At 49.2% G+C, this 18,065-nt stretch carries 19 protein-coding genes; 11 read left to right on the top strand and 8 right to left on the bottom strand.

Annotation, left to right across the window (positions count from 1 at the left end):
* Positions 1 to 4: 4 nt before the first annotated feature.
* From ACT53G_RS03620 to ACT53G_RS03575, 10 genes are all read left to right on the top strand, one after another.
* Complete coding sequence (locus ACT53G_RS03620; RefSeq protein WP_476168740.1) at positions 5 to 538, top strand: DUF2878 domain-containing protein; 534 nt, start codon at positions 5 to 7, stop codon at positions 536 to 538.
* On the top strand, positions 535 to 1,302 hold the full coding sequence (locus ACT53G_RS03615) for a DUF1295 domain-containing protein (protein ID WP_476168739.1): 768 nt from the start codon (positions 535 to 537) through the stop codon (positions 1,300 to 1,302). The genes ACT53G_RS03620 and ACT53G_RS03615 overlap by 4 nt, the downstream gene beginning before the upstream one ends.
* Positions 1,299 to 1,937, top strand: a complete 639-nt coding sequence (locus ACT53G_RS03610; RefSeq protein ID WP_476168738.1) for a DUF6134 family protein — start codon at positions 1,299 to 1,301, stop codon at positions 1,935 to 1,937. The genes ACT53G_RS03615 and ACT53G_RS03610 overlap by 4 nt, the downstream gene beginning before the upstream one ends.
* A gap of 38 nt (positions 1,938 to 1,975) precedes the next feature.
* Positions 1,976 to 2,473, top strand: a complete 498-nt coding sequence (locus tag ACT53G_RS03605) for a lipocalin family protein (protein WP_476168737.1) — start codon at positions 1,976 to 1,978, stop codon at positions 2,471 to 2,473.
* A 73-nt stretch (positions 2,474 to 2,546) separates the two neighbouring features.
* On the top strand, positions 2,547 to 3,491 hold the full coding sequence (locus ACT53G_RS03600; protein ID WP_379076352.1) for an acyl-CoA desaturase: 945 nt from the start codon (positions 2,547 to 2,549) through the stop codon (positions 3,489 to 3,491).
* Positions 3,492 to 3,496: 5 nt separating this feature from the next.
* Complete coding sequence (locus ACT53G_RS03595; protein WP_476168772.1) at positions 3,497 to 4,744, top strand: NAD(P)/FAD-dependent oxidoreductase; 1,248 nt, start codon at positions 3,497 to 3,499, stop codon at positions 4,742 to 4,744.
* Complete coding sequence (locus tag ACT53G_RS03590) at positions 4,741 to 5,514, top strand: DUF1365 domain-containing protein (protein ID WP_476168736.1); 774 nt, start codon at positions 4,741 to 4,743, stop codon at positions 5,512 to 5,514. The genes ACT53G_RS03595 and ACT53G_RS03590 overlap by 4 nt, the downstream gene beginning before the upstream one ends.
* 16 nt (positions 5,515 to 5,530) lie before the next feature.
* Positions 5,531 to 6,820, top strand: a complete 1,290-nt coding sequence (locus tag ACT53G_RS03585) for a class I SAM-dependent methyltransferase (protein WP_476168735.1) — start codon at positions 5,531 to 5,533, stop codon at positions 6,818 to 6,820.
* A 36-nt stretch (positions 6,821 to 6,856) separates the two neighbouring features.
* Complete coding sequence (gene mnmC / locus ACT53G_RS03580; protein WP_476168734.1) at positions 6,857 to 8,833, top strand: bifunctional tRNA (5-methylaminomethyl-2-thiouridine)(34)-methyltransferase MnmC2/FAD-dependent 5-carboxymethylaminomethyl-2-thiouridine(34) oxidoreductase MnmC1; 1,977 nt, start codon at positions 6,857 to 6,859, stop codon at positions 8,831 to 8,833.
* Complete coding sequence (locus tag ACT53G_RS03575) at positions 8,830 to 10,611, top strand: O-linked N-acetylglucosamine transferase, SPINDLY family protein (RefSeq protein ID WP_476168733.1); 1,782 nt, start codon at positions 8,830 to 8,832, stop codon at positions 10,609 to 10,611. Before mnmC ends, ACT53G_RS03575 begins: the two co-directional genes overlap by 4 nt.
* Here ACT53G_RS03575 and ACT53G_RS03570 read toward each other — a convergent pair.
* Complete coding sequence (locus tag ACT53G_RS03570) at positions 10,597 to 11,517, bottom strand: DMT family transporter (protein WP_476168732.1); 921 nt, start codon at positions 11,515 to 11,517, stop codon at positions 10,597 to 10,599. The genes ACT53G_RS03575 and ACT53G_RS03570 overlap by 15 nt on opposite strands.
* A gap of 15 nt (positions 11,518 to 11,532) precedes the next feature.
* Between ACT53G_RS03570 and dapC the strand changes: the two genes are divergently transcribed.
* Positions 11,533 to 12,729, top strand: a complete 1,197-nt coding sequence (gene dapC / locus ACT53G_RS03565; protein WP_476168731.1) for a succinyldiaminopimelate transaminase — start codon at positions 11,533 to 11,535, stop codon at positions 12,727 to 12,729.
* A gap of 57 nt (positions 12,730 to 12,786) precedes the next feature.
* Here dapC and ACT53G_RS03560 read toward each other — a convergent pair whose 3' ends face one another.
* The 7 genes from ACT53G_RS03560 to lnt all read right to left on the bottom strand — a co-directional run bounded on the left by ACT53G_RS03560 (position 12,787) and on the right by lnt (position 18,050).
* Positions 12,787 to 13,242, bottom strand: coding sequence for an FxDxF family PEP-CTERM protein (locus ACT53G_RS03560; protein WP_194746780.1), 456 nt, complete (start codon positions 13,240 to 13,242; stop codon positions 12,787 to 12,789).
* Positions 13,243 to 13,269: 27 nt separating this feature from the next.
* On the bottom strand, positions 13,270 to 13,698 hold the full coding sequence (locus tag ACT53G_RS03555; RefSeq protein ID WP_194746781.1) for a PEP-CTERM sorting domain-containing protein: 429 nt from the start codon (positions 13,696 to 13,698) through the stop codon (positions 13,270 to 13,272).
* Between the two features lie 134 nt (positions 13,699 to 13,832).
* Positions 13,833 to 14,348: an FxDxF family PEP-CTERM protein gene (locus tag ACT53G_RS03550; RefSeq protein ID WP_194746782.1), complete on the bottom strand. Its 516-nt coding sequence runs from the start codon at positions 14,346 to 14,348 to the stop codon at positions 13,833 to 13,835.
* 26 nt (positions 14,349 to 14,374) lie between these two features.
* On the bottom strand, positions 14,375 to 14,908 hold the full coding sequence (locus ACT53G_RS03545; protein ID WP_194746783.1) for an FxDxF family PEP-CTERM protein: 534 nt from the start codon (positions 14,906 to 14,908) through the stop codon (positions 14,375 to 14,377).
* Between the two features lie 77 nt (positions 14,909 to 14,985).
* Positions 14,986 to 15,621 carry an FxDxF family PEP-CTERM protein gene (locus ACT53G_RS03540; RefSeq protein WP_194746784.1) on the bottom strand — a complete coding sequence of 212 codons (636 nt, stop codon included), beginning with the start codon at positions 15,619 to 15,621 and terminating at the stop codon, positions 14,986 to 14,988.
* A gap of 47 nt (positions 15,622 to 15,668) precedes the next feature.
* Positions 15,669 to 16,190, bottom strand: coding sequence for an FxDxF family PEP-CTERM protein (locus tag ACT53G_RS03535; protein ID WP_194746785.1), 522 nt, complete (start codon positions 16,188 to 16,190; stop codon positions 15,669 to 15,671).
* Positions 16,191 to 16,478: 288 nt separating this feature from the next.
* A complete protein-coding gene (lnt, locus tag ACT53G_RS03530; protein WP_476168730.1) occupies positions 16,479 to 18,050 on the bottom strand; it encodes an apolipoprotein N-acyltransferase in 1,572 nt (523 codons plus the stop codon).
* Between the last annotated feature and the right edge of the window lie 15 nt (positions 18,051 to 18,065).

The raw sequence follows: 18,065 nt of genomic DNA, 5'->3' as shown, positions 1-18,065 counted from the left end.
AAATATGACCAATAAGAAATTGATTATATTTAATTTTATTTCTTTTCAAGTGATCTGGTGGCTGTGCGTATTGTCCGCTAAACCCGGCTTGAGTACAGCCGTTTTCGCTGCAGTGTTGCTCTATACCCTGCTGCATTTATCGCTGGTCGAGGGTTGGGCGCAAACGTTGCCGCTCTTATTGACGGCAGTGATTGGCGCAGTGGCAGACCAATTTGCATATAAGTTGCAATGGATCCTATTTGAAAACCATACGCAGTGGTTGGCCTACATCCCACTCTGGATGTTGGCCTTATGGCTTGCCTTTGCCACCACGCTGAACGTCAGCATGCGCTGGTTACAACATAAATATGCCTTGGCGTTCATGCTGGGGGCAGTGTTCGGCCCCCTTGCTTATTTAGGGGCTGAAAGTGTGGGAGCCATTCAATTACCAAGCCTTTATAGCCTGGCCTGGTTTGCCTTTGAATGGGCCACTCTGTTACCACTCATGCTGTGGTTACGTCATAGCTTTAACCAGTCTCTCGCTTTGGAGCAAACATGATTTATTACTACGCGCTGATCGCGATTGTGTTGTTTGCACTTTGCGGCTGGTTCTTAAGTTTTATCACCAAACACTACAGCCATGTGGATAGCATGTGGAGCCTGTTCTTTGCCATCACGGCCTATGTCACCGCCATATTCCTGCAAGACCTTTCATTCCGCGCCTGCCTGGTGCTGTTCGCAGTGACCTTATGGTCGCTAAGGTTGAGTATTTTTTTAACCTGGCGCAACTGGGGCAAAGAAGATCATCGATATGACACGATACGCAAAAACAATGAGCCTTATTTCTGGTTGAAAAGCCTTTACATTGTGTTCGCTTTTCAGGCGCTGCTGGCCTGGATCATTTCTTATCCACTGTTCGCGGCCATCTCAAGCACTGCTGCCTTGAATTGGCTGGACCTGGCCGGTGTATTGTTATTTGTGCTCGGTCTATATTGGGAGGTGGTGGCGGACTTGCAGCTCACACGATTCAGGGCTTCCACCGGACATCAAACCCAGGTACTGAATACTGGTTTATGGCGCTACAGCCGCCACCCAAACTACTTTGGCGAGTGTCTGATCTGGTGGGGATTTGCACTGTTGGCGGCGTATTCAGGGAGCTATTGGGTTTGGGTGTCTCCGCTTTTGATGACGTTCTTGCTGTTAAAAGTCAGTGGTGTGAGTTTGATGGAGCAGACTATCCACAGCCGTCGTCCCGGGTATGCCGAATACGTCAAAAATACTAATGCATTTATTCCCGGGATCCCCAAGCGAGCTGAAAAATGAAAACTAAGGTTATCACGCGACACACTTTAACTGGCCTGGCGCTGTTATTCGCTATTCCCCTACAGGCGCAGGACTGGTCATTTGAGGTCTACCTGGACCAGCAAAAAATTGGGACGCACACCTTTAGCCTGGATCAGAACCAATTGCAAAGCCGCGCCAATTTCAAGGTCAAAGTGCTGTTTATTAATGCCTATCGCTACCAGCACCAGGCCGATGAACAGTGGCAAGGCAACTGCCTGTCTCAACTGACGGCACACACCGAGGAAAATAAAGAAATCACCGACGTCAAAGGAGCGATACAAAATAATCAGTTTGTACTTGAGAAAAATGGCAGTACGCAAACCCTGCCAGGCTGTATCATGACCTTTGCTTACTGGAATCCCGAAATACTCAAGCAATCCCGTTTACTTAACCCACAAAATGCAGAATATCTGGATGTGACTGTCACGGATGAAGGCAGCAAAACAATAGAGGTGAAAGGTCAGACCACCCTCACCCATCAATACCGGCTCAATGGCCGCTTAAAGGGTAAAGACAAATTGAAAATTACGCTTTGGTACGATCAGCAACAGCAGTGGGTGGCGTTGGAGTCGATTACGCCAGAAGGTTATAAAATTAAATATAAACTTATTTAATCAATATGTTGAATAAATTATTTAAAGTGATTTGTATAATGAGTATTTTTTCTCTGACCGCTTGCCAAAGCTTGCCTCCGATTAAAACGGTTGAGCAAGTGGATTTGGACCGTTTTATGGGCGACTGGTATGTGATAGCAGCGATCCCGACCTTCATTGAAAAGGATCCCTACAATCCGGTTGAGCGCTATGAAAAGACTTCGGATGGCAGTATTGCCACTACTTTCAGCTTTAATCAGGGCAGTTTTACAGGCCCACTTAAAGTCTATCACCCGACGGGTTTTATTGTGCCGGGCACTGGCAATGCCGAGTGGCGCATGCAGTTTGTGTGGCCGTTCAAATCAGAATACCTGATTGCTTACCTGGACCAGGGTTACCAGCATACGATCATTGCGCGTAACAAACGGGATTATGTCTGGCTGATGTCGAGGAAGCCAACGCTGGATCAGGCCAGCTATGAACAACTGGTCGCTAGAATCCGGGCCATGGGCTACGACACCAGCAAGCTAGAGGTTTTCAAGCATCAACCACAATAAAAGGGTGAGTTGTTGATCAAACAAACATCACCATACGCGCAACAGGCGACGCGTATTTGAGAGAGGACGAATCATGCAACACAGAATCACCGGGCTGCTATGGCGGCTCATTGGCTGGCTGGATAACCAGCGCTACCAGCCGCCAGCCAGTGCGCATGCGGAGAGCATAGACTGGTGGCGGGTGCTGCCGTTTGTTGGCCTGCATCTTGCCCTGATCGCTTTATATTGGGTGGGCTGGAGTCCTTTTGCGGTGGCCTTTGCCATCGGGCTTTATTTGATCCGCATGTTTGCGATTACCGGCTTTTATCACCGCTATTTTGCCCACAAGACCTTTCAAACCTCGCGCGCTGGACAGTTCTTATTTGCCTTGATTGGAGCCACTGCAGTACAGCGCGGTCCTTTGTGGTGGGCCGCCCACCACCGCAGTCATCATGTGCATGCAGATCAGCCGCAAGATATCCATTCCCCACACCAGCATGGCTTGCTGTGGAGTCATTTAGGCTGGTTTCTGAGCCATGCCAATTTCAAGACGCAATTAGAGCGTGTGCGTGAATTGACGCGTTTTCGTGAACTCTGCTGGTTGGACCGTTTTGACAGCCTGGTGCCGCTCGCACTGGCTTTAGGCATCTTTTTACTGGGGACTACGCTGGCACATTATGCGCCACAATTACAAACCAACGGCTGGCAGTTACTGGTGTGGGGCTTTGTGGTGTCCACCGTGGCGCTTTATCACGCCACTTTTTGTGTCAACTCCTTGGCGCATGTCTGGGGTAGCCGCCGTTATGCCACGCGCGACCACAGTCGCAATAACTGGCTGATTGCCCTGCTAACGCTGGGGGAAGGTTGGCACAACAATCATCATCATTTTCCGGGTTCGGTCAAGCAAGGTTTTTACTGGTGGGAGATTGATTTGACCTATTACGGACTGAGAATTCTGGCTGCTTTGGGGTTAATCTGGAATTTAAAGCAAGTACCGGTTGAGGTGCGTGATCAGCATCATCAGGAAAGGCCGCTGTAATGGGATTGAAGATTGCCATTATCGGCGGCGGTATCGCTGGTAATACCCTTGCCTATTATTTGCATCAGCAGCATGACATCACCCTGTTTGAAGCTAACGACTACATCGGTGGCCATACGCACACACATGAGGTGACGGTTGGTGGCCAGAAGCATGCGGTAGATACTGGCTTTATTGTATTTAACGATAAAACCTATCCTGAGTTTGAGCGCATTTTGCGTGAAACGGGTGTCGTCTGGCGTGACAGCAATATGAGCTTTAGCGTGCGCAACGAAGTCAGCGGGCTGGAATATAACGGTACGACGTTAAACAGTCTGTTTGCCCAGCGCCGCAACTTACTGTCTCCAGCGTTTTACCGCATGATTCTGGATATCTTGCGCTTTAACAAAACCTCACTGGCCCTGCTCGCTGCAGGCGATGAAATTCCGCTGGGTGACTATTTAAAACAGCAGGGATATTCAAGCCAATTCATCCGCGACTACATCGTGCCTATGGGGGCCGCGATCTGGTCAACTGATGCCGAACAGATGTTGCAGTTCCCTGCCCGCTTCTTTGTGCGCTTTTTTCACCATCACGGCATGCTCACGGTAGACCAGCGGCCGCAGTGGCGCACCATCGTCGGCGGATCTGCGCGCTATCTGGAAAAAATCACTGCCGGCTATCGTGACCGCATCCAGCTTAATGCAGCAGTGCAGGCTGTGCAACGCGATGCACAGGGCGTCAGCGTGACCACGCAAAACGGGCAATCACAGCGGTTTGATTTTGTCTTTTTTGCCTGCCACAGTGATGAAGCCTTGCAGATATTGGGCGCTGAGGCCACAACGGCCGAGCGCGACATCCTAGGCGCCATTCCCTATCAGGACAACACCGTGTATCTGCATACGGATGCCCGTCTGATGCCGCAACGCAAGCTAGCCTGGGCGGCGTGGAACTACCACGTTACGGCGCAAGCGACAGGCAAGGTGCAGGTCACCTATAACATGAACATCCTGCAAGGCATCCAGTCCAGCGAGCCTTTACTGGTCACCTTGAACTACACCGATGCCATCGCGCCAGACAAAGTGATTAAAAAGCTGCACTACCGCCATCCTTTGTACACGCTGGCAGGCGCCCAGGCGCAAGCCCGCCATGCCGAGATCAGTGGCAAACACCGGACTGGCTATGCCGGCGCCTACTGGCGCAACGGTTTTCACGAGGACGGCGTGGTCAGTGCACTGGCGGCCATACAACATTTTCAGGCGATGCATTTATGAGTCCCCCTGCAGCATTGCAAACAGATAGTTTGCAAAGTGCCATTTATACTGGTTGGGTGAGCCATCAGCGGCTGCAGCCAACCCTGCATGGTTTTCGTTACCAGCTGTTTATGTTGTATCTGGATCTGGATGAATTGCCAAAGCTATTTAAAAACAATCGCTTATGGTCTTATCTTAAACCAAATCTGGCTTACTTTCGGCGCCAGGACTATCTGGGCCCCAGCCATGAGCCGCTGGATGTCAGCGTGCGTAACCTGGTTGAACAGGAAACCGGGCAGCGTCCACTGGGCCGCATCGGCTTGCTGACGCATTGCCGTTACTGGGGTATTTGCTTTAATCCGGTGAGTTTTTATTACTGCCACGATGAGCAAGGCCAATTACAAGCGATTGTGAGCCACATCACCAATACTCCATGGAAAGAACGGTTTGCTTATGTACATGCCATGAATACGGCCGAGAACGGGGTATTTAGCCTCAAAAAAGACTTTCATGTTTCGCCATTTATGCCTATGGATATCCAGTATCAATGGCAATTTTCATTGCCGGCGGAAGTCCTCAACGTACATATGCAAAACTGGCGAGATCAACAGTCCATGTTTTTTGCCACCTTGAAATTACATAGACAGCCCTGGCAAGCGGCTACCTTGAATCGCCTGTTATGGCAGTACCCGTGGATGACACTGAAAGTGATTGCCGCCATTTATTGGCAAGCCTTGCGGCTTTGGCTCAAAAAAGTGCCGTTCTATCCCCATCCTGATCAAAATACCTGACGCTGAATTGAATACTATGAATACCCTTCCCAGCCCTTCATCCTTGCCAACGGACACCCTGACCAAACCGCTCAAGGCCAAAAGCCGCGCCAAATGGGTAGCGCAACTGGCCAAATCGCAGGTGCTCAAACGCCTGGCAGGACTGCAGATTGGCCAACTTACGCTTGTGGATGGTACAGAAACGCATGTGTTTGGCCAGGCACAACCAGGCCAGATTCAAGCCAGCATTACCGTGCTTGATGCGCGTTTTTATGGCGAAATTGCATTTGGTGGCAGCATTGGTGCGGGGGAGGCGTATATGCTGGGCTACTGGCAAGCAGACACATTAACAGATGTGATCCGCCTGATGGTGCTTAACCAATCTGTCATGGACACACTGGAAGGCGGCTATCAATGGCTAAGCAAGCCCGTGCTCAAACTGTTTCACTGGCTCAATAGCAACAGCGAGGCAGGCAGCAAAAAGAATATTGCCGCGCACTATGATCTCGGTAATGACTTGTTCCAGTTATTTCTGGACCCGACCATGATGTATTCCTCTGCCATGTTTGACACGGAACCCGCTAGTTTACAAGCGGCTTCTGAGCGTAAGTTACAGGTCATTTGCGAGAAATTACAGCTTAGCGCCAACGATCGCGTGATTGAGATTGGTACGGGATGGGGCGGCTTCGCCATCTATGCGGCCAAGCACTATGGTTGCCATGTGACCACCACCACCATTTCGCAGCAACAATATGCGTTGGCACAAAGCAGAATCGCGGAAGCAGGACTGCAAGACCGCATCACGCTGCTCAAGCAGGATTACCGTCATCTGCATGGGCAATACGACAAGCTGGTTTCAATCGAAATGATAGAAGCGGTCGGTTATCAATACTACGACACGTATTTCAACAAAGTCAGCCAGTTATTGAAGCCCAACGGTGTTGCATTGATTCAGGCCATTACGATTGCGGATCAGCGTTATGACAGTGCCATCCGCTCCGTGGATTTTATCCAGCGCTATATTTTTCCAGGCTCGAATATCCCATCGAACACTGCCATGCTGGCTAGCATGACGCGCGCCAGCGACTTGCGGCTGGTGGACTTGCAGGATATTGGCCTGGACTATGCCACCACCTTGCGTCTCTGGCGAGAAAACTTTTTTGCCAACATCGATGCCGTACAGCGGTTGGGCTATAGCGAGACCTTTATTCGCATGTGGGACTTTTACCTGAGTTATTGCGAAGGCGGCTTTGCAGAGTGCGCGCTGGGCGACGTGCATTTGATGTTGGCCAAACCTGGTTATCGTCAGCTTAAGCGCGTGGCCTAAAGCAGCGCATGCTCCGGCCATGATAAACTTGGCGGCATGAGTACACATGCAGTCTTGGAGTGGCGCAATGGCCTGCCCTACTCCCCCGAATTCGATGATGTTTATTTTTCTGTCAGTCCCGAGCATCCGCAGCATGGGCTGGCAGAAACCCGTTATGTGTTTTTGCAGCATAACCATTTGGCTGAACGCTGGCAGCAGCTCCCGGCCGACACAGCGAGTCATTTTGTCATTGTAGAGACGGGTTTTGGCAGCGGCCTCAATTTTCTGGCGGCTCTCAAGCTCTGGCGTGACACCGCTCCTGCTCACGCCCACCTGCATTTTGTCAGCGTCGAAATTGCGCCCTTCACCTTGCAGGATTTGCGAACCGCGCATGCGCATTTTCCAGAACTGGCCGAAGCAAGCGCGGCACTCTGCGCACAATATCACTTGTTACAGCCAGGCATTAACCAGCTTGAGCTGCCTAGTTTCTCGGCCAGCCTGACCTTGTTTATCGGGGACAGTGCGCATTATTTGCCACAGCTCACTTTGAAGGCCGATGCCTGGTTTCTCGATGGCTTTGCGCCGTCCAAGAATCCGCAAATGTGGCAACCATATTTATTTGCAAGCATGGCCACCTGTGCGCACACAGGCACCACATTTGCCACCTTTACCAGTGCGGGTGTGGTCAAGCGCGGCTTGCAAGCCGCTGGATTTGTAGTCCAAAAAACTAAAGGCTTTGGCAACAAGCGTGAAATGTTACGTGGAAATTGGCCCACGACGACGGCACCAACGATCAACCCGCTGCCTAAAGTGGCCATCATAGGTGCAGGCATTGCTGGCTGCAGCACGGCCAATCAATTGGCGTCGCTCGGCTGTGAAGTGCATGTGTTTGAGCGTGCGGCGCAAGTCGCTACGGGGGCCTCTGGCAATCCCCGAGGCATGCTCTATCCCAGGCTCAATGCCGAAAAACCGATGAATGACCAGCTCGCCTGGCGTAGCTATAGTTATAGCCTGCGGCATTATGCGCAGCTCAATCTGGGCGACGACGGCTTCCAGAGCGTCGGGTTATTACAACTCGGTGGCAGCCCACGTGAACATAAACGCGTGCAAAAAGTTGCCAACCGCTATGAACAGCTTGGCGTCGATATGCCACTGCTCCACAAAATGACGGCAGCAGCAGCCAGCGAATGCGCGGGCGTTCAGATTGGCCATGAGTGCTTATATTTTCCGCACGGGGCCTGGGTCAATCCGGTGCGGGCTTGCCAGCAGATGGTGAAGCAGCCAAAAATTAGGCTGCATTTAGCGCAGGCGGTCGACAAGCTTTCACGCATTTCTTCCGGCTGGCAGCTATTCAGTGATAGCAACCCCTTGGGCACGTTTGATGCCGTGGTGGTGTGTAATGCGGCTGAAGCGGCAGCTTTAATTCCTGAGAGTGGGATGTGGCTCAATCCGGTGCGTGGACAAATGGGGGTGATTGCCGCGCAACCGGCGATGCAACCCTTGCGTACCATCTTGTGTGGGGATGGCTATCTAACCCCAGCGCATCAAGGAACGCATGCCATGGGAGCCACCTTTGCGCCAGGCGAGACGGATACCAGCGTGCGTGCTGAAGATAGCGAGCAAAATCTGCATATGGTGAGCACGCTCAGCCCACAATTTGGTCCAGTGGCGCACACGGCCGTGATCTCGGCACGGGCTTCGCTACGTTGTGGCTCGCCGGATTATTTACCCTATGTGGGTCCGCTTTTGCCGTTACAACACTTGATGGACAGTCATGCCTCCGTCAACAGCTTCGCTGACTTGCCCGCTGCACAAGGGTTGTATGTGCATGCAGCGCACGGTAGCAAAGGCCTGATGACAGCCCCTTATTGTGCAGCCATACTAGCCAGACGCATGCTGCAAGACTTTGGCCATACCTTGCCACAACTCTCTGAGGATACTTTTTGGCTAGGTCTGCATCCGCAGCGGTTATTGTTTAAACAGGCCGGCTGGAAGCCATTGCTACAGCCGTTTAGTGAGCAAGAGAAAACATGACTGATCAGCTAGCCAAACTTCAGCAGCAGCTCAGCCGCACGCCAGATGACCCGGAACTGCATTACGAGCTGGGACGGTATTACTTGCAAACCAAGCAAGCCAATGCGGCGGAAAGCGCTTTTCAGCACGCCCTGCAACTGGTGCCAGAACATCCGCAGATATTGATGCAACTCGGTAATGTGGCCAGCCTGCGCGGAGATGAAACTTTGGCAGCCACCTTTTTCAGGCGTTCACTGGCACAAGACAAGCAGCAGGCCGATGTGCATTTTAATCTGGCCAATAGCCTGCGCAAACTTGGGCAAACAGCGCTCGCCATCCAGCACTACCAGCAATCATTGCAACTGGATCCGCAAGATGCAGAATGCCATAACAATCTGGGCAATGCCTACCGTGAGCAAGGCCAGCTGGACTTGGCAGTGGCTTCCTATGCGCGTGCCCTGCAATTAAATCCCAAACTGCTGCACGCCAAGGTGCATTGGATCCATCAAAAACAGCATATGGCTGACTGGCAAGGGCTTGAGCAAGCCATTGCAGAGGTGCGTCACGCGTTACAGGCGCTGCCTCAGGCACAAATCCCGCCATTTGCCTTTCTGGCCATGCCAGGCACCACGGATCAGGAGCAGTTAGCCTGTGCCAGCCGTTGGGCGCAACAACATTACGCGCACATCCAACCACTGGCTGCGCCAGCGGCCAAATTAGCAGGTGCGCGCATCAAAGTGGCTTATCTATCCTCGGATTTTCGTAAACACCCCCTGGCTTATTTGGTCACTGAGGTCATCGCTGCACACCATCGCGAGCAGTTTGAAATACTGATATACAGCAATAGCCACAATGATCAGTCTGCCGAATGGCACGCTTTTCATGCGGCCGCAGATCAGTGGCTGGAAATCAGCAACATGACAGACGAAGCGGTGGCGCAGCATATGCGCGCAGCGGAGATTGACCTGCTGGTAGACTTAACCGGCTTTACTCAACGCAGTCGCAGTGGCGTCGCCGCTTATAAACCGGCGCGCAAGCAAGTCAACTGGTTGGGGTATCCCGGCAGCATGGGCATGCTTAATGGGGTACCGCTATACGATGCGATTATCGTGGATGAAATCTTGGCAGAAGTGGCCTTGGCGGAGAAAGCGATCATACTGCCCTGCTATCAACCGAATAATGCACGTCGCCCCACTACAGACGCAGGTAGCCGCCACTCACATGGTTTGCCAGAGCAAGGCTTTGTGTTCTGCTGCTTTAACCAGAGTTTCAAGATTACGCCTGAGGTGTTTGCCTGCTGGATGCGGATTTTAAAACAGGTCCCAGGCAGTGTATTGTGGCTGCTCGAAGGTAATGTCTGGGCAGCCAAGCATTTGACAAACGCCGCCATGGCACTGGGCGTCGCTGCTGATCGTTTGATTTTCGCGCCGCGCACCAGTATCGAGCAACACATCGCCAGGCAGCAGCATGCAGATTTAATGCTGGACACCGCACCCTACAATGCCCATACCACTGCTAGTGACGCGCTGTGGCAAGGCATTCCTCTGCTTACCGTGCAAGGCAGCACCTTCCCAGCACGCGTCAGCACAAGTTTGCTCAAACAACTCGGCTTGGAGGAGTGTATTTGCCAGGATTGGCAGGCTTTGGAGCAACGTGCGGTCATGCTGGCACAAACGCCAGCAGCATTAGCCGCCATCAAAGCGCGCTTGCAAAACCATGCCAATCGCCTGTTTAGCCCGGACAACTTCTGCCGCCAGCTTGAGCAGGCGTATCAGCAATTGCTTTTACCCAGCGGCTGAATCTTCCGTCTCCGCGGTGACGACTGATAATACGCCAGCGGCAATAATACAGAGGCCGCCCATCATTTCTGTTACAGACATCGTTTCATGTGCCAAAAAGTAGGCGGCGATGGCGGCGACAATCAACTCGGTCATAAATAACACTGAGGCTTGAATGGCCGGGATTTTGGTGACGCCATACTGGACAAGCAAGGTGGCAGAAACCAGTAGCAATGCGATCAACACCAACCAAAGCCACATCATAGGCGTCACGTCTGTGACAAAAGCAAAACCACTCGCCCCCTTGAGCCAGAGCAACACCAACATAGATAAACCAAATACGCCAATCCAAACCAGCATGCCTTTTGCCGCAACAGAGAGGTGAGTGGAGTAACGGGTAATCACATTGGTCAGCGAAAAACCAATGCCGGCGGATAACGCTAACCAATCTGAGGTGGATTGTGGCCACGGCCAAATCCATAGGCCGTCTGTCAGCATCAAGGTCGCACCAAGCAAAGACAAGCCTATCGCCGCCAGTTGCGGCAGATGCCAGGGCTCATGCAACCAGATTCTGGCCAACAGCAGCGTCCACAATGGCGAAAGATAAAACAGCAACATGACCCGCATGACTTCGCCATCAATCACCGCCAACACATAAGCGAGATTGGTCCAGCCCGCCACCAGGCTTAAGCCATAAGCTGAAAAAGGAATCTGCGAGATATACGCCGCCCGCTGCCAGAACAGCAGCATACCCATCACCAAAGCCACGAAATAACTCAGTACGCTGGATTGCACGCCAGACAGACCGACCTCATTCAGCAGCCGGTAAGGATACCAAATCACGCCCCAGCACAAGGCGCCATACACCAGGGCCAACGATGCCCACTTTTTTTGCTGCGAAGCTTTTTGTTTATGCGAAAGCGTCACTTATAATACACACCTATGAATCCACATTTAAATCTTCTCCAGCCCTACCCTTTTCAACGTCTGCGCGACTTGTTTCAAGGACTGACGCCGAATCCTAAGTATAGCCACGTTAACCTGTCTATCGGTGAGCCCAAGCACGCCACGCCAACCATCATTTCTGAAGCACTGGCGAACAACCTGAGTGGACTGGCCAGCTATCCTACCACAATCGGCGTAGCGGCCTTGCGTGAAGCCATCAATCAATGGCTACAGCGCCGCTACCAGATCCCGGCACTCAATATCGATAAAGCCATCTTGCCGGTTAATGGCAGCCGCGAAGCATTATTCGCCTTTGCGCAAGCGGTGATAGACAACACGGGCTCACAAGCGCCAGTGGTCATCTCACCCAATCCGTTTTACCAGATTTACGAAGGTGCTGCATTTCTGGCAGGCGCCCAGCCCTACTTTATCAATACCACCGTCGAGAATGATTTTGTGATGGATCTCACACAAGTGCCTGCTGACGTGCTGAAGCGCACGCAATTGGTATTTGTCTGCAGTCCCGGTAATCCTTCCGGCAAAGTCATGGACATTGCCGCTTGGAAAACACTGTTTGAACTCTCTGATCAATACGGATTTGTGATTGCCTCAGACGAATGCTATTCGGAAATCTATTTTGATGAAGCGCTGCCGCCCGTTGGTGCCTTGCAAGCCGCGTATCAACTTGGTCGCGACTTTAAACGCATCGTCATGTTCAGCTCACTGTCAAAACGGTCAAATGTGCCTGGCATGCGCTCTGGCTTTGTCGCAGGGGATGAAGAGATTGTAGAAAAGTTTGCGGTATACCGCACTTACCATGGCTGCGCCATGAATCCCGCCGTACAAGCTGCAAGTATCGTGGCCTGGAATGACGAAGCGCACGTTCAACACAACCGCGCACTTTACAGTGAAAAATTTGCGGCCGTCACACCACGGTTGCAAACTGTCTGGCCACAAACGCAACTACCTGATGCCGCATTTTACCTGTGGATCAATACCGAGCAAGATGATACTGCTGTAGCCAAACAGCTCTATCAAGACCTGAATATCACCGTGCTGCCGGGCTCATTCCTTGCCCGTGAAGCGCATGGCGTCAATCCTGGACAAAGTTTTATTCGAATGGCTCTAGTAGCGTCCAACGAAGAAACAATTGCCGCAGCGCAACGGATTGCTCACTTTTACAATCAACGCTAGGTGTAAACAAAAAAGCCAGTTGCAATCATGCAACTGGCTTTTTCATGCGCGAAAAAATCAAGCAAGTTTTCTGCGGACGATCAGACCGAGCATACCCAAACCCATCAACATTAATGCATTAGACTCTGGTTCTGGCACTGGAGATGCGCCGATTGCAGTTTGACCACTAATAGACCCCAAGGCTGAACTAAAAGAGCCTTTTGCATCCAATACCGCCGAGTTAAAAGACAAAGTGTAACTGCCTGAAATAAAGGAGGTATAACCCAATGCAAACTGGTTGGTTGCAGTGTTTTTGTTTAAACTCAAGACCACATCGCCAGCAGCATTTTTAATATCCAGAACTGTTGCCGAGCTTGACATAGCATAGCCACTTAACACAAAGCTTCCAGTTTCATTAATCGCTGGAATGGCAATCCCTTTGGTTTGATTAAATGAATAGGTGGCTGCAAAAGCGCCTGTAGACATTCCAAGAAACGCCAGGCCGATAATACTGTTTTTAAATAATTGACGCATGATGATCACTCCAAAAAGGAAATAGAATTAGGCTGATTTTGTTTTGCCAAAAGCAACAGCAACTGCTAGCAAGCCAAACAACATCATCATATTGGTCTCAGGCTCTGGCACTGGCGCTGCTGGGATGAAGGTGCCCAGTGTGGTCGTATATTGGCCAGTCCATGCGCCCAACGCAGTCACATTCAAGTTATATAAACCTGGCGCAAAGTTAGTGGTATTAAATTCCCACGTATCAGTAATAAAGTTCTGTGTGAAAGAGTAATTGGCAGGACCTGACAAGGTGACTGCAGAAATCCCCAAACCATCAAAAGAGGCATTGAATAATGTGTCAACCACATTGATAGAAAATGTTTGCGAGCCAGTATTTGAAATATTCGTAGTAGTTGAGGTCGCAGACGCCGCGCCTGTAAACATTAAAGCACTCGCGGCAACGAAGCTGTAGATAATTTTTTTCACAATCCATCTCCCAAATAAAAATAAACTTGACAGGTGAATAATGCGGTAAAACCAGACCGTGCGATATGACCCACATGGGCTAATCCAATAAAAAAAGGCCATGTAAAACATGGCCTTTTCTAATTTAAAACAAATTACTGTTTCTTACGACGTGAGATCAATCCCATTAAACCCAAGCCGAGACCAATCATTGCTGTGGTTTCTGCCTCAGGCACTGGGGAAGTGACTACCTCGAATCCACCAGAAAAACTTGCATTTGAGCTGTAGGAGTTACCAAAAACAGTCAAAGTATAGTTACCTGCTGCAAGTGCATTGTTAGAAAACGAGAAGGAATCTGTCGTCTTAGTACGTGGTGAACCCAATGACGTTATCACTTCATTGTCAGCTTTAATCAAGCTACCTGTGGATAACAAGATGTCTGTAATATCAAAACCAGCGGCCTTAGTCGATCCAATGCTTCTAAATACTGAGTCAACTTGACCTGTCAAAGAACCAACATTGCCTGACAAAATACTAAAATTAACAGTATATGAAAAAGAACCTGGGGCAATGTTGCTTTGATTTAAACCATACACTGCAGCATTTGCACTCACACTCAAAGTGGAAGCGACTGCTGCGAGTAAAACCGTTTTCAGATGACGGGTTAACATACTAAATCTCCTTAGTTGATCCTTGATTATGCGGATTTACGACGGTAACCAACTAGACCAAACAAACCCAAGCCCAGCATCATCATGCCGTATGCTTCTGGTTCAGGAACAGGTAAGGCTGTGGTTGAAACTGCAAAGCTACCAGCATAAGTATCACTCGAGAATGCTTTACCTTTTACAGTCAGAATATAATTACCTGCAGTCAAATTCAGTGCAGAGAAGTTAAACGTTTTGGTGTAGGCCAACCAGCTTGAGTCACCCGCTACATCATCATCAGTTAACGTGTAGCTGGATGTGAAAGCACCGCTACTCAGAGTGATTGATGACACATTTGTTCCGATAAGAGAGCCTGTGTCGGTAAAAAGGTCATACGAACTGGTCAAATTACCAAACAAGCTTGCAGTGTAACCATTGCCGACACTGAAAGAATAGGTGTTGGTGAAATTGCCTGCAGCCACACTGGTATTCAGGCTGTAAGCAGCTGCACCAGCATTAGAGATCAAACCAGCGCTCAAAAACAACGCAGCGATCACTTTTTTAGTGGAAAACACTGTAGTCATGAACTACTCCTCAAGATATAAAATAAATTGTAAAACGTAAAAACCACTCAAATTAGCAAAATAAATCCAGCAAGGACTTATTCAAATCTTTTCCTACGTGCAATGAAACCCATCAGGCCCAAACCCAATGCTGCCAGGGCTGCCGTCTGTGGTTCAGGAACAGCAGTCACACCCAGGCTGTAGCCACCACCGTTTTTCAGTGTCGTACCAGAAACTGACAGTGTGTAGTTTCCTGTCGACAGCAAACTAATCCAGTCAGTAGATACTGTGTTTTGGGTGGATGTCGTTGCACTCCAAACCAGAATAGGAATCACAAATACGCTGCTGTTAGTGGAGCCAGTTGTCGTCGTTCCACTCGTTGTGCTACCAGAAGGGGCTGTCAGTGTCACATTCAAGTTACTAAAGCCGGTATTTGATACACCACAAAAAATCAATAGTGCACAACCAACAGATTTAGAGTTGGTATAGTTCAAAGATGCGGACAGCGAGTTGAATTCTTGGAGACGCTGAGAATTCAAATTAAAGGTGTAATTATCAGTGAAAGTCTTGTTGCCTGCATAAGACTTGCTAACGTTAAAGTCTCCATCTGCAAACAAATCAGATGAAATGTTGGTAGACGTTGTTGAGGGTATGCTGGAAGAAGGTGTTCCAGCATATGCAAAGCCGTTTACAGTTAATAATCCAGCCAGGACTAAAGATGTTGTTAATTTCATTTGAGCTCTCCCATGTACGCAATATAAAAAATCAGCTAATCAACAAATTAAGCTGAAGTTTTCTTGCGATATGCGATGCGGCCAATAGCCGCCAAGCCTAACAACATCATCAGATTGGTTTCTGGCTCAGGCACTGGAAGCGCCGTAATGTTCATTTTAAGGGAGTATTGACCGCCGAGCAGACCTGTGGTCAAACCAGACACCTTAAAGGAATAAGCACCACTCGTCAGGCTGTTTAAGTTGGTTACTAGTTGATTGGCTGAGTTGTATAAGCCATATGTTAGAGAACTGTCATCAATATCATACAGTTGATAAGTTAAAAATCCGCTAGGGGTTGGAACACCAAACTGGAACTCTTTCTCAGTCACTTGATAGCTCACTTTACCTGGACCAGTCAAAGTAAAGTTAAAGAGATCATTAAAAGTAACACTCGCACCATTCGTACCGGATGGCGCAGTAATAATCAAATTGGTACTCCCTGCACCCAACGTTGCAGTTGCGGCGCTTGCATTGGTAGCAAAACCAGATACAAGCAATGTTGCTAATGCAAAACCTGTCAATTTACTCACTTTAATTCTCCTCAATGTTATTAATACAATATATAAATTCTTTTATTCGTAAAACTACCCATTTGGGCTAATACTTACTCTAATCAAACTCAAAGCACTTACTGCCATTTATTATTTATTATCGCAGCAAGAAATATACCAATATTACAAAAATATTAAAATGTTGATTTTAAACATTTTATTTTTAAAATATTGGCTAAAAAGTGCTTTTAGCCACCAGTTATGCTCCAAATAAACCGGCTTTTCAATTCTGATGCACTATTAGAGTGCGCTTATACATACACCATTTTACACACAAGTGGAATGGTTTTGTGAATTTTTTTTGACAATCCATAGTCTTGCGATCAGAGTAATGAAACCAATGAGTTGCAGTCCCCAGAACGGCGTGTCTTGCCAGAGATTATAAAGCGTACTTCCATGGTAGGGCTGAACCATGTGCCTGAGGATATAACGTTCGTCCTTGGGCGCTCGTTTTATAACTTCACCTGTTTTATCAATAAAGGCCGTTACACCATTATTGCTCGCTCTCACAATGATTTTTTGATTCTCAATGGCACGAGCCTGGCTAAATTGCAGGTACTGTTCGAGACCAGCACTCTTACCAAACCAAGCCCCGTTACTGACACTCACCAAGTAGTCTGCATTTCTGGCATATTCAGCCAAATCACCACCAAATAGTTCGTCATAACAAATTGAAATTGCGACCTCAGCTTGACCAAGTGAGAACAGCGGTTGCCTTTTGCCTACTGAAAAATCATTATGCGGCATATGAAACCAATACGCGTACATGGGTGCAAACAAAAGCGGCAGAGGGATGAACTCTCCAAACGGTACCAGATGTACTTTATGTTGTATCTGTAATCCAGAGATTCCGTAATTTACAACAGCATTAAATTTTTTTCGGCCCTCTGCACCGTTTTGCCAATCAAGCATCCCGATAAGGATATCAGCCTGTTTTTCTGAGGCCAATCCCAGTAGCTTGCCACGTGTTTTGCCCATCGCTTGCGAGCGATAAATCGGGAATGCCGTTTCGGGCAAAACAACAACGCGCGCATCCGCTTGGTCAAGCAAATCAAGGTAGCTCAATATAATTTGCTTGCTCTGCTCAACAGACCATTTAGTCTGCTGGCTGATATTTCCCTGTAGTAAAGCAACACTGACAGGAGCGCCTATTTTGGTTGTCCAGGTGATGTGCTGAAGAGTCATTGCGGTACCAGCAATGACTAACGCTGACAGAGCATTGATCCAGCGTCTATGGCCTCGAAACCTAAGCATGTAAAAAATCAGTGCTGCCATCGCCACCACGATGATGCTTAATCCATACACGCCCATCACTGGCAAGTAACTACTCAAGACACTCGAAGGCACCTGACTGTAGCCCATTGTCAACCATGGGAATCCCGAACATATCCAGCTGCGCAGCCAGTCTGCCATCCCCCAGGCCAAAGGTAAAAACCATAAGGACCGGGTATAAACTACCAACCACGTAGCCGCAGCAGTAAAACTGGCCAAATACAGGCATAACATGATCGTAGAAATATAAGCTAGCCATGACGGCATTTCGCCAAAGTCGTGCAACGTACCCACCATCCACGAGAGACCTGCCGCGTACATTCCCAAGCCAAAGGACAAACCAACCCATCCAGCTTGACCAGGCGTGCTACTCTGGTCAAGCAACCAATACAAAACTAAAAGCGTCGCAAATGGAACAAGATAAAAATAAAAAGGCGCAAACCCCAAAACGGTGAGTGCGCCAGACACTGCAGCAGTGACTAGTAAATAAGCAGGTTCATGCAAATGAGATTTGAATGCATGCAAAATGCTCAAACCTAATTGCGCTACCTGTCTAAAGTTCATCATTCAAATGAAACTAAA

It is taken from the genome of Methylophilus sp. DMC18 (assembly GCF_056314005.1).
The sequence above is the reverse complement of the archived record's forward strand: the minus strand, read 5'-3'. Positions and strand labels throughout refer to the sequence as shown.

Bases quoted from the DNA above. Each gene is read 5' to 3' on its own strand.
- lnt (WP_476168730.1), bottom strand. From the start codon at position 18,050: ATGATGAACTTTAGACAGGTAGCGCAATTAGGTTTGAGCATTTTGCAT.
- ACT53G_RS03605 (WP_476168737.1), top strand. From the start codon at position 1,976: ATGAGTATTTTTTCTCTGACCGCTTGCCAAAGCTTGCCTCCGATTAAA.
- dapC (WP_476168731.1), top strand. From the start codon at position 11,533: ATGAATCCACATTTAAATCTTCTCCAGCCCTACCCTTTTCAACGTCTG.
- mnmC (WP_476168734.1), top strand. From the start codon at position 6,857: ATGAGTACACATGCAGTCTTGGAGTGGCGCAATGGCCTGCCCTACTCC.
- ACT53G_RS03590 (WP_476168736.1), top strand. From the start codon at position 4,741: ATGAGTCCCCCTGCAGCATTGCAAACAGATAGTTTGCAAAGTGCCATT.
- ACT53G_RS03575 (WP_476168733.1), top strand. From the start codon at position 8,830: ATGACTGATCAGCTAGCCAAACTTCAGCAGCAGCTCAGCCGCACGCCA.
- ACT53G_RS03620 (WP_476168740.1), top strand. From the start codon at position 5: ATGACCAATAAGAAATTGATTATATTTAATTTTATTTCTTTTCAAGTG.
- ACT53G_RS03610 (WP_476168738.1), top strand. From the start codon at position 1,299: ATGAAAACTAAGGTTATCACGCGACACACTTTAACTGGCCTGGCGCTG.
- ACT53G_RS03545 (WP_194746783.1), bottom strand. From the start codon at position 14,908: ATGACTACAGTGTTTTCCACTAAAAAAGTGATCGCTGCGTTGTTTTTG.
- ACT53G_RS03585 (WP_476168735.1), top strand. From the start codon at position 5,531: ATGAATACCCTTCCCAGCCCTTCATCCTTGCCAACGGACACCCTGACC.
- ACT53G_RS03615 (WP_476168739.1), top strand. From the start codon at position 535: ATGATTTATTACTACGCGCTGATCGCGATTGTGTTGTTTGCACTTTGC.
- ACT53G_RS03550 (WP_194746782.1), bottom strand. From the start codon at position 14,348: ATGTTAACCCGTCATCTGAAAACGGTTTTACTCGCAGCAGTCGCTTCC.
- ACT53G_RS03540 (WP_194746784.1), bottom strand. From the start codon at position 15,621: ATGAAATTAACAACATCTTTAGTCCTGGCTGGATTATTAACTGTAAAC.
- ACT53G_RS03560 (WP_194746780.1), bottom strand. From the start codon at position 13,242: ATGCGTCAATTATTTAAAAACAGTATTATCGGCCTGGCGTTTCTTGGA.
- ACT53G_RS03600 (WP_379076352.1), top strand. From the start codon at position 2,547: ATGCAACACAGAATCACCGGGCTGCTATGGCGGCTCATTGGCTGGCTG.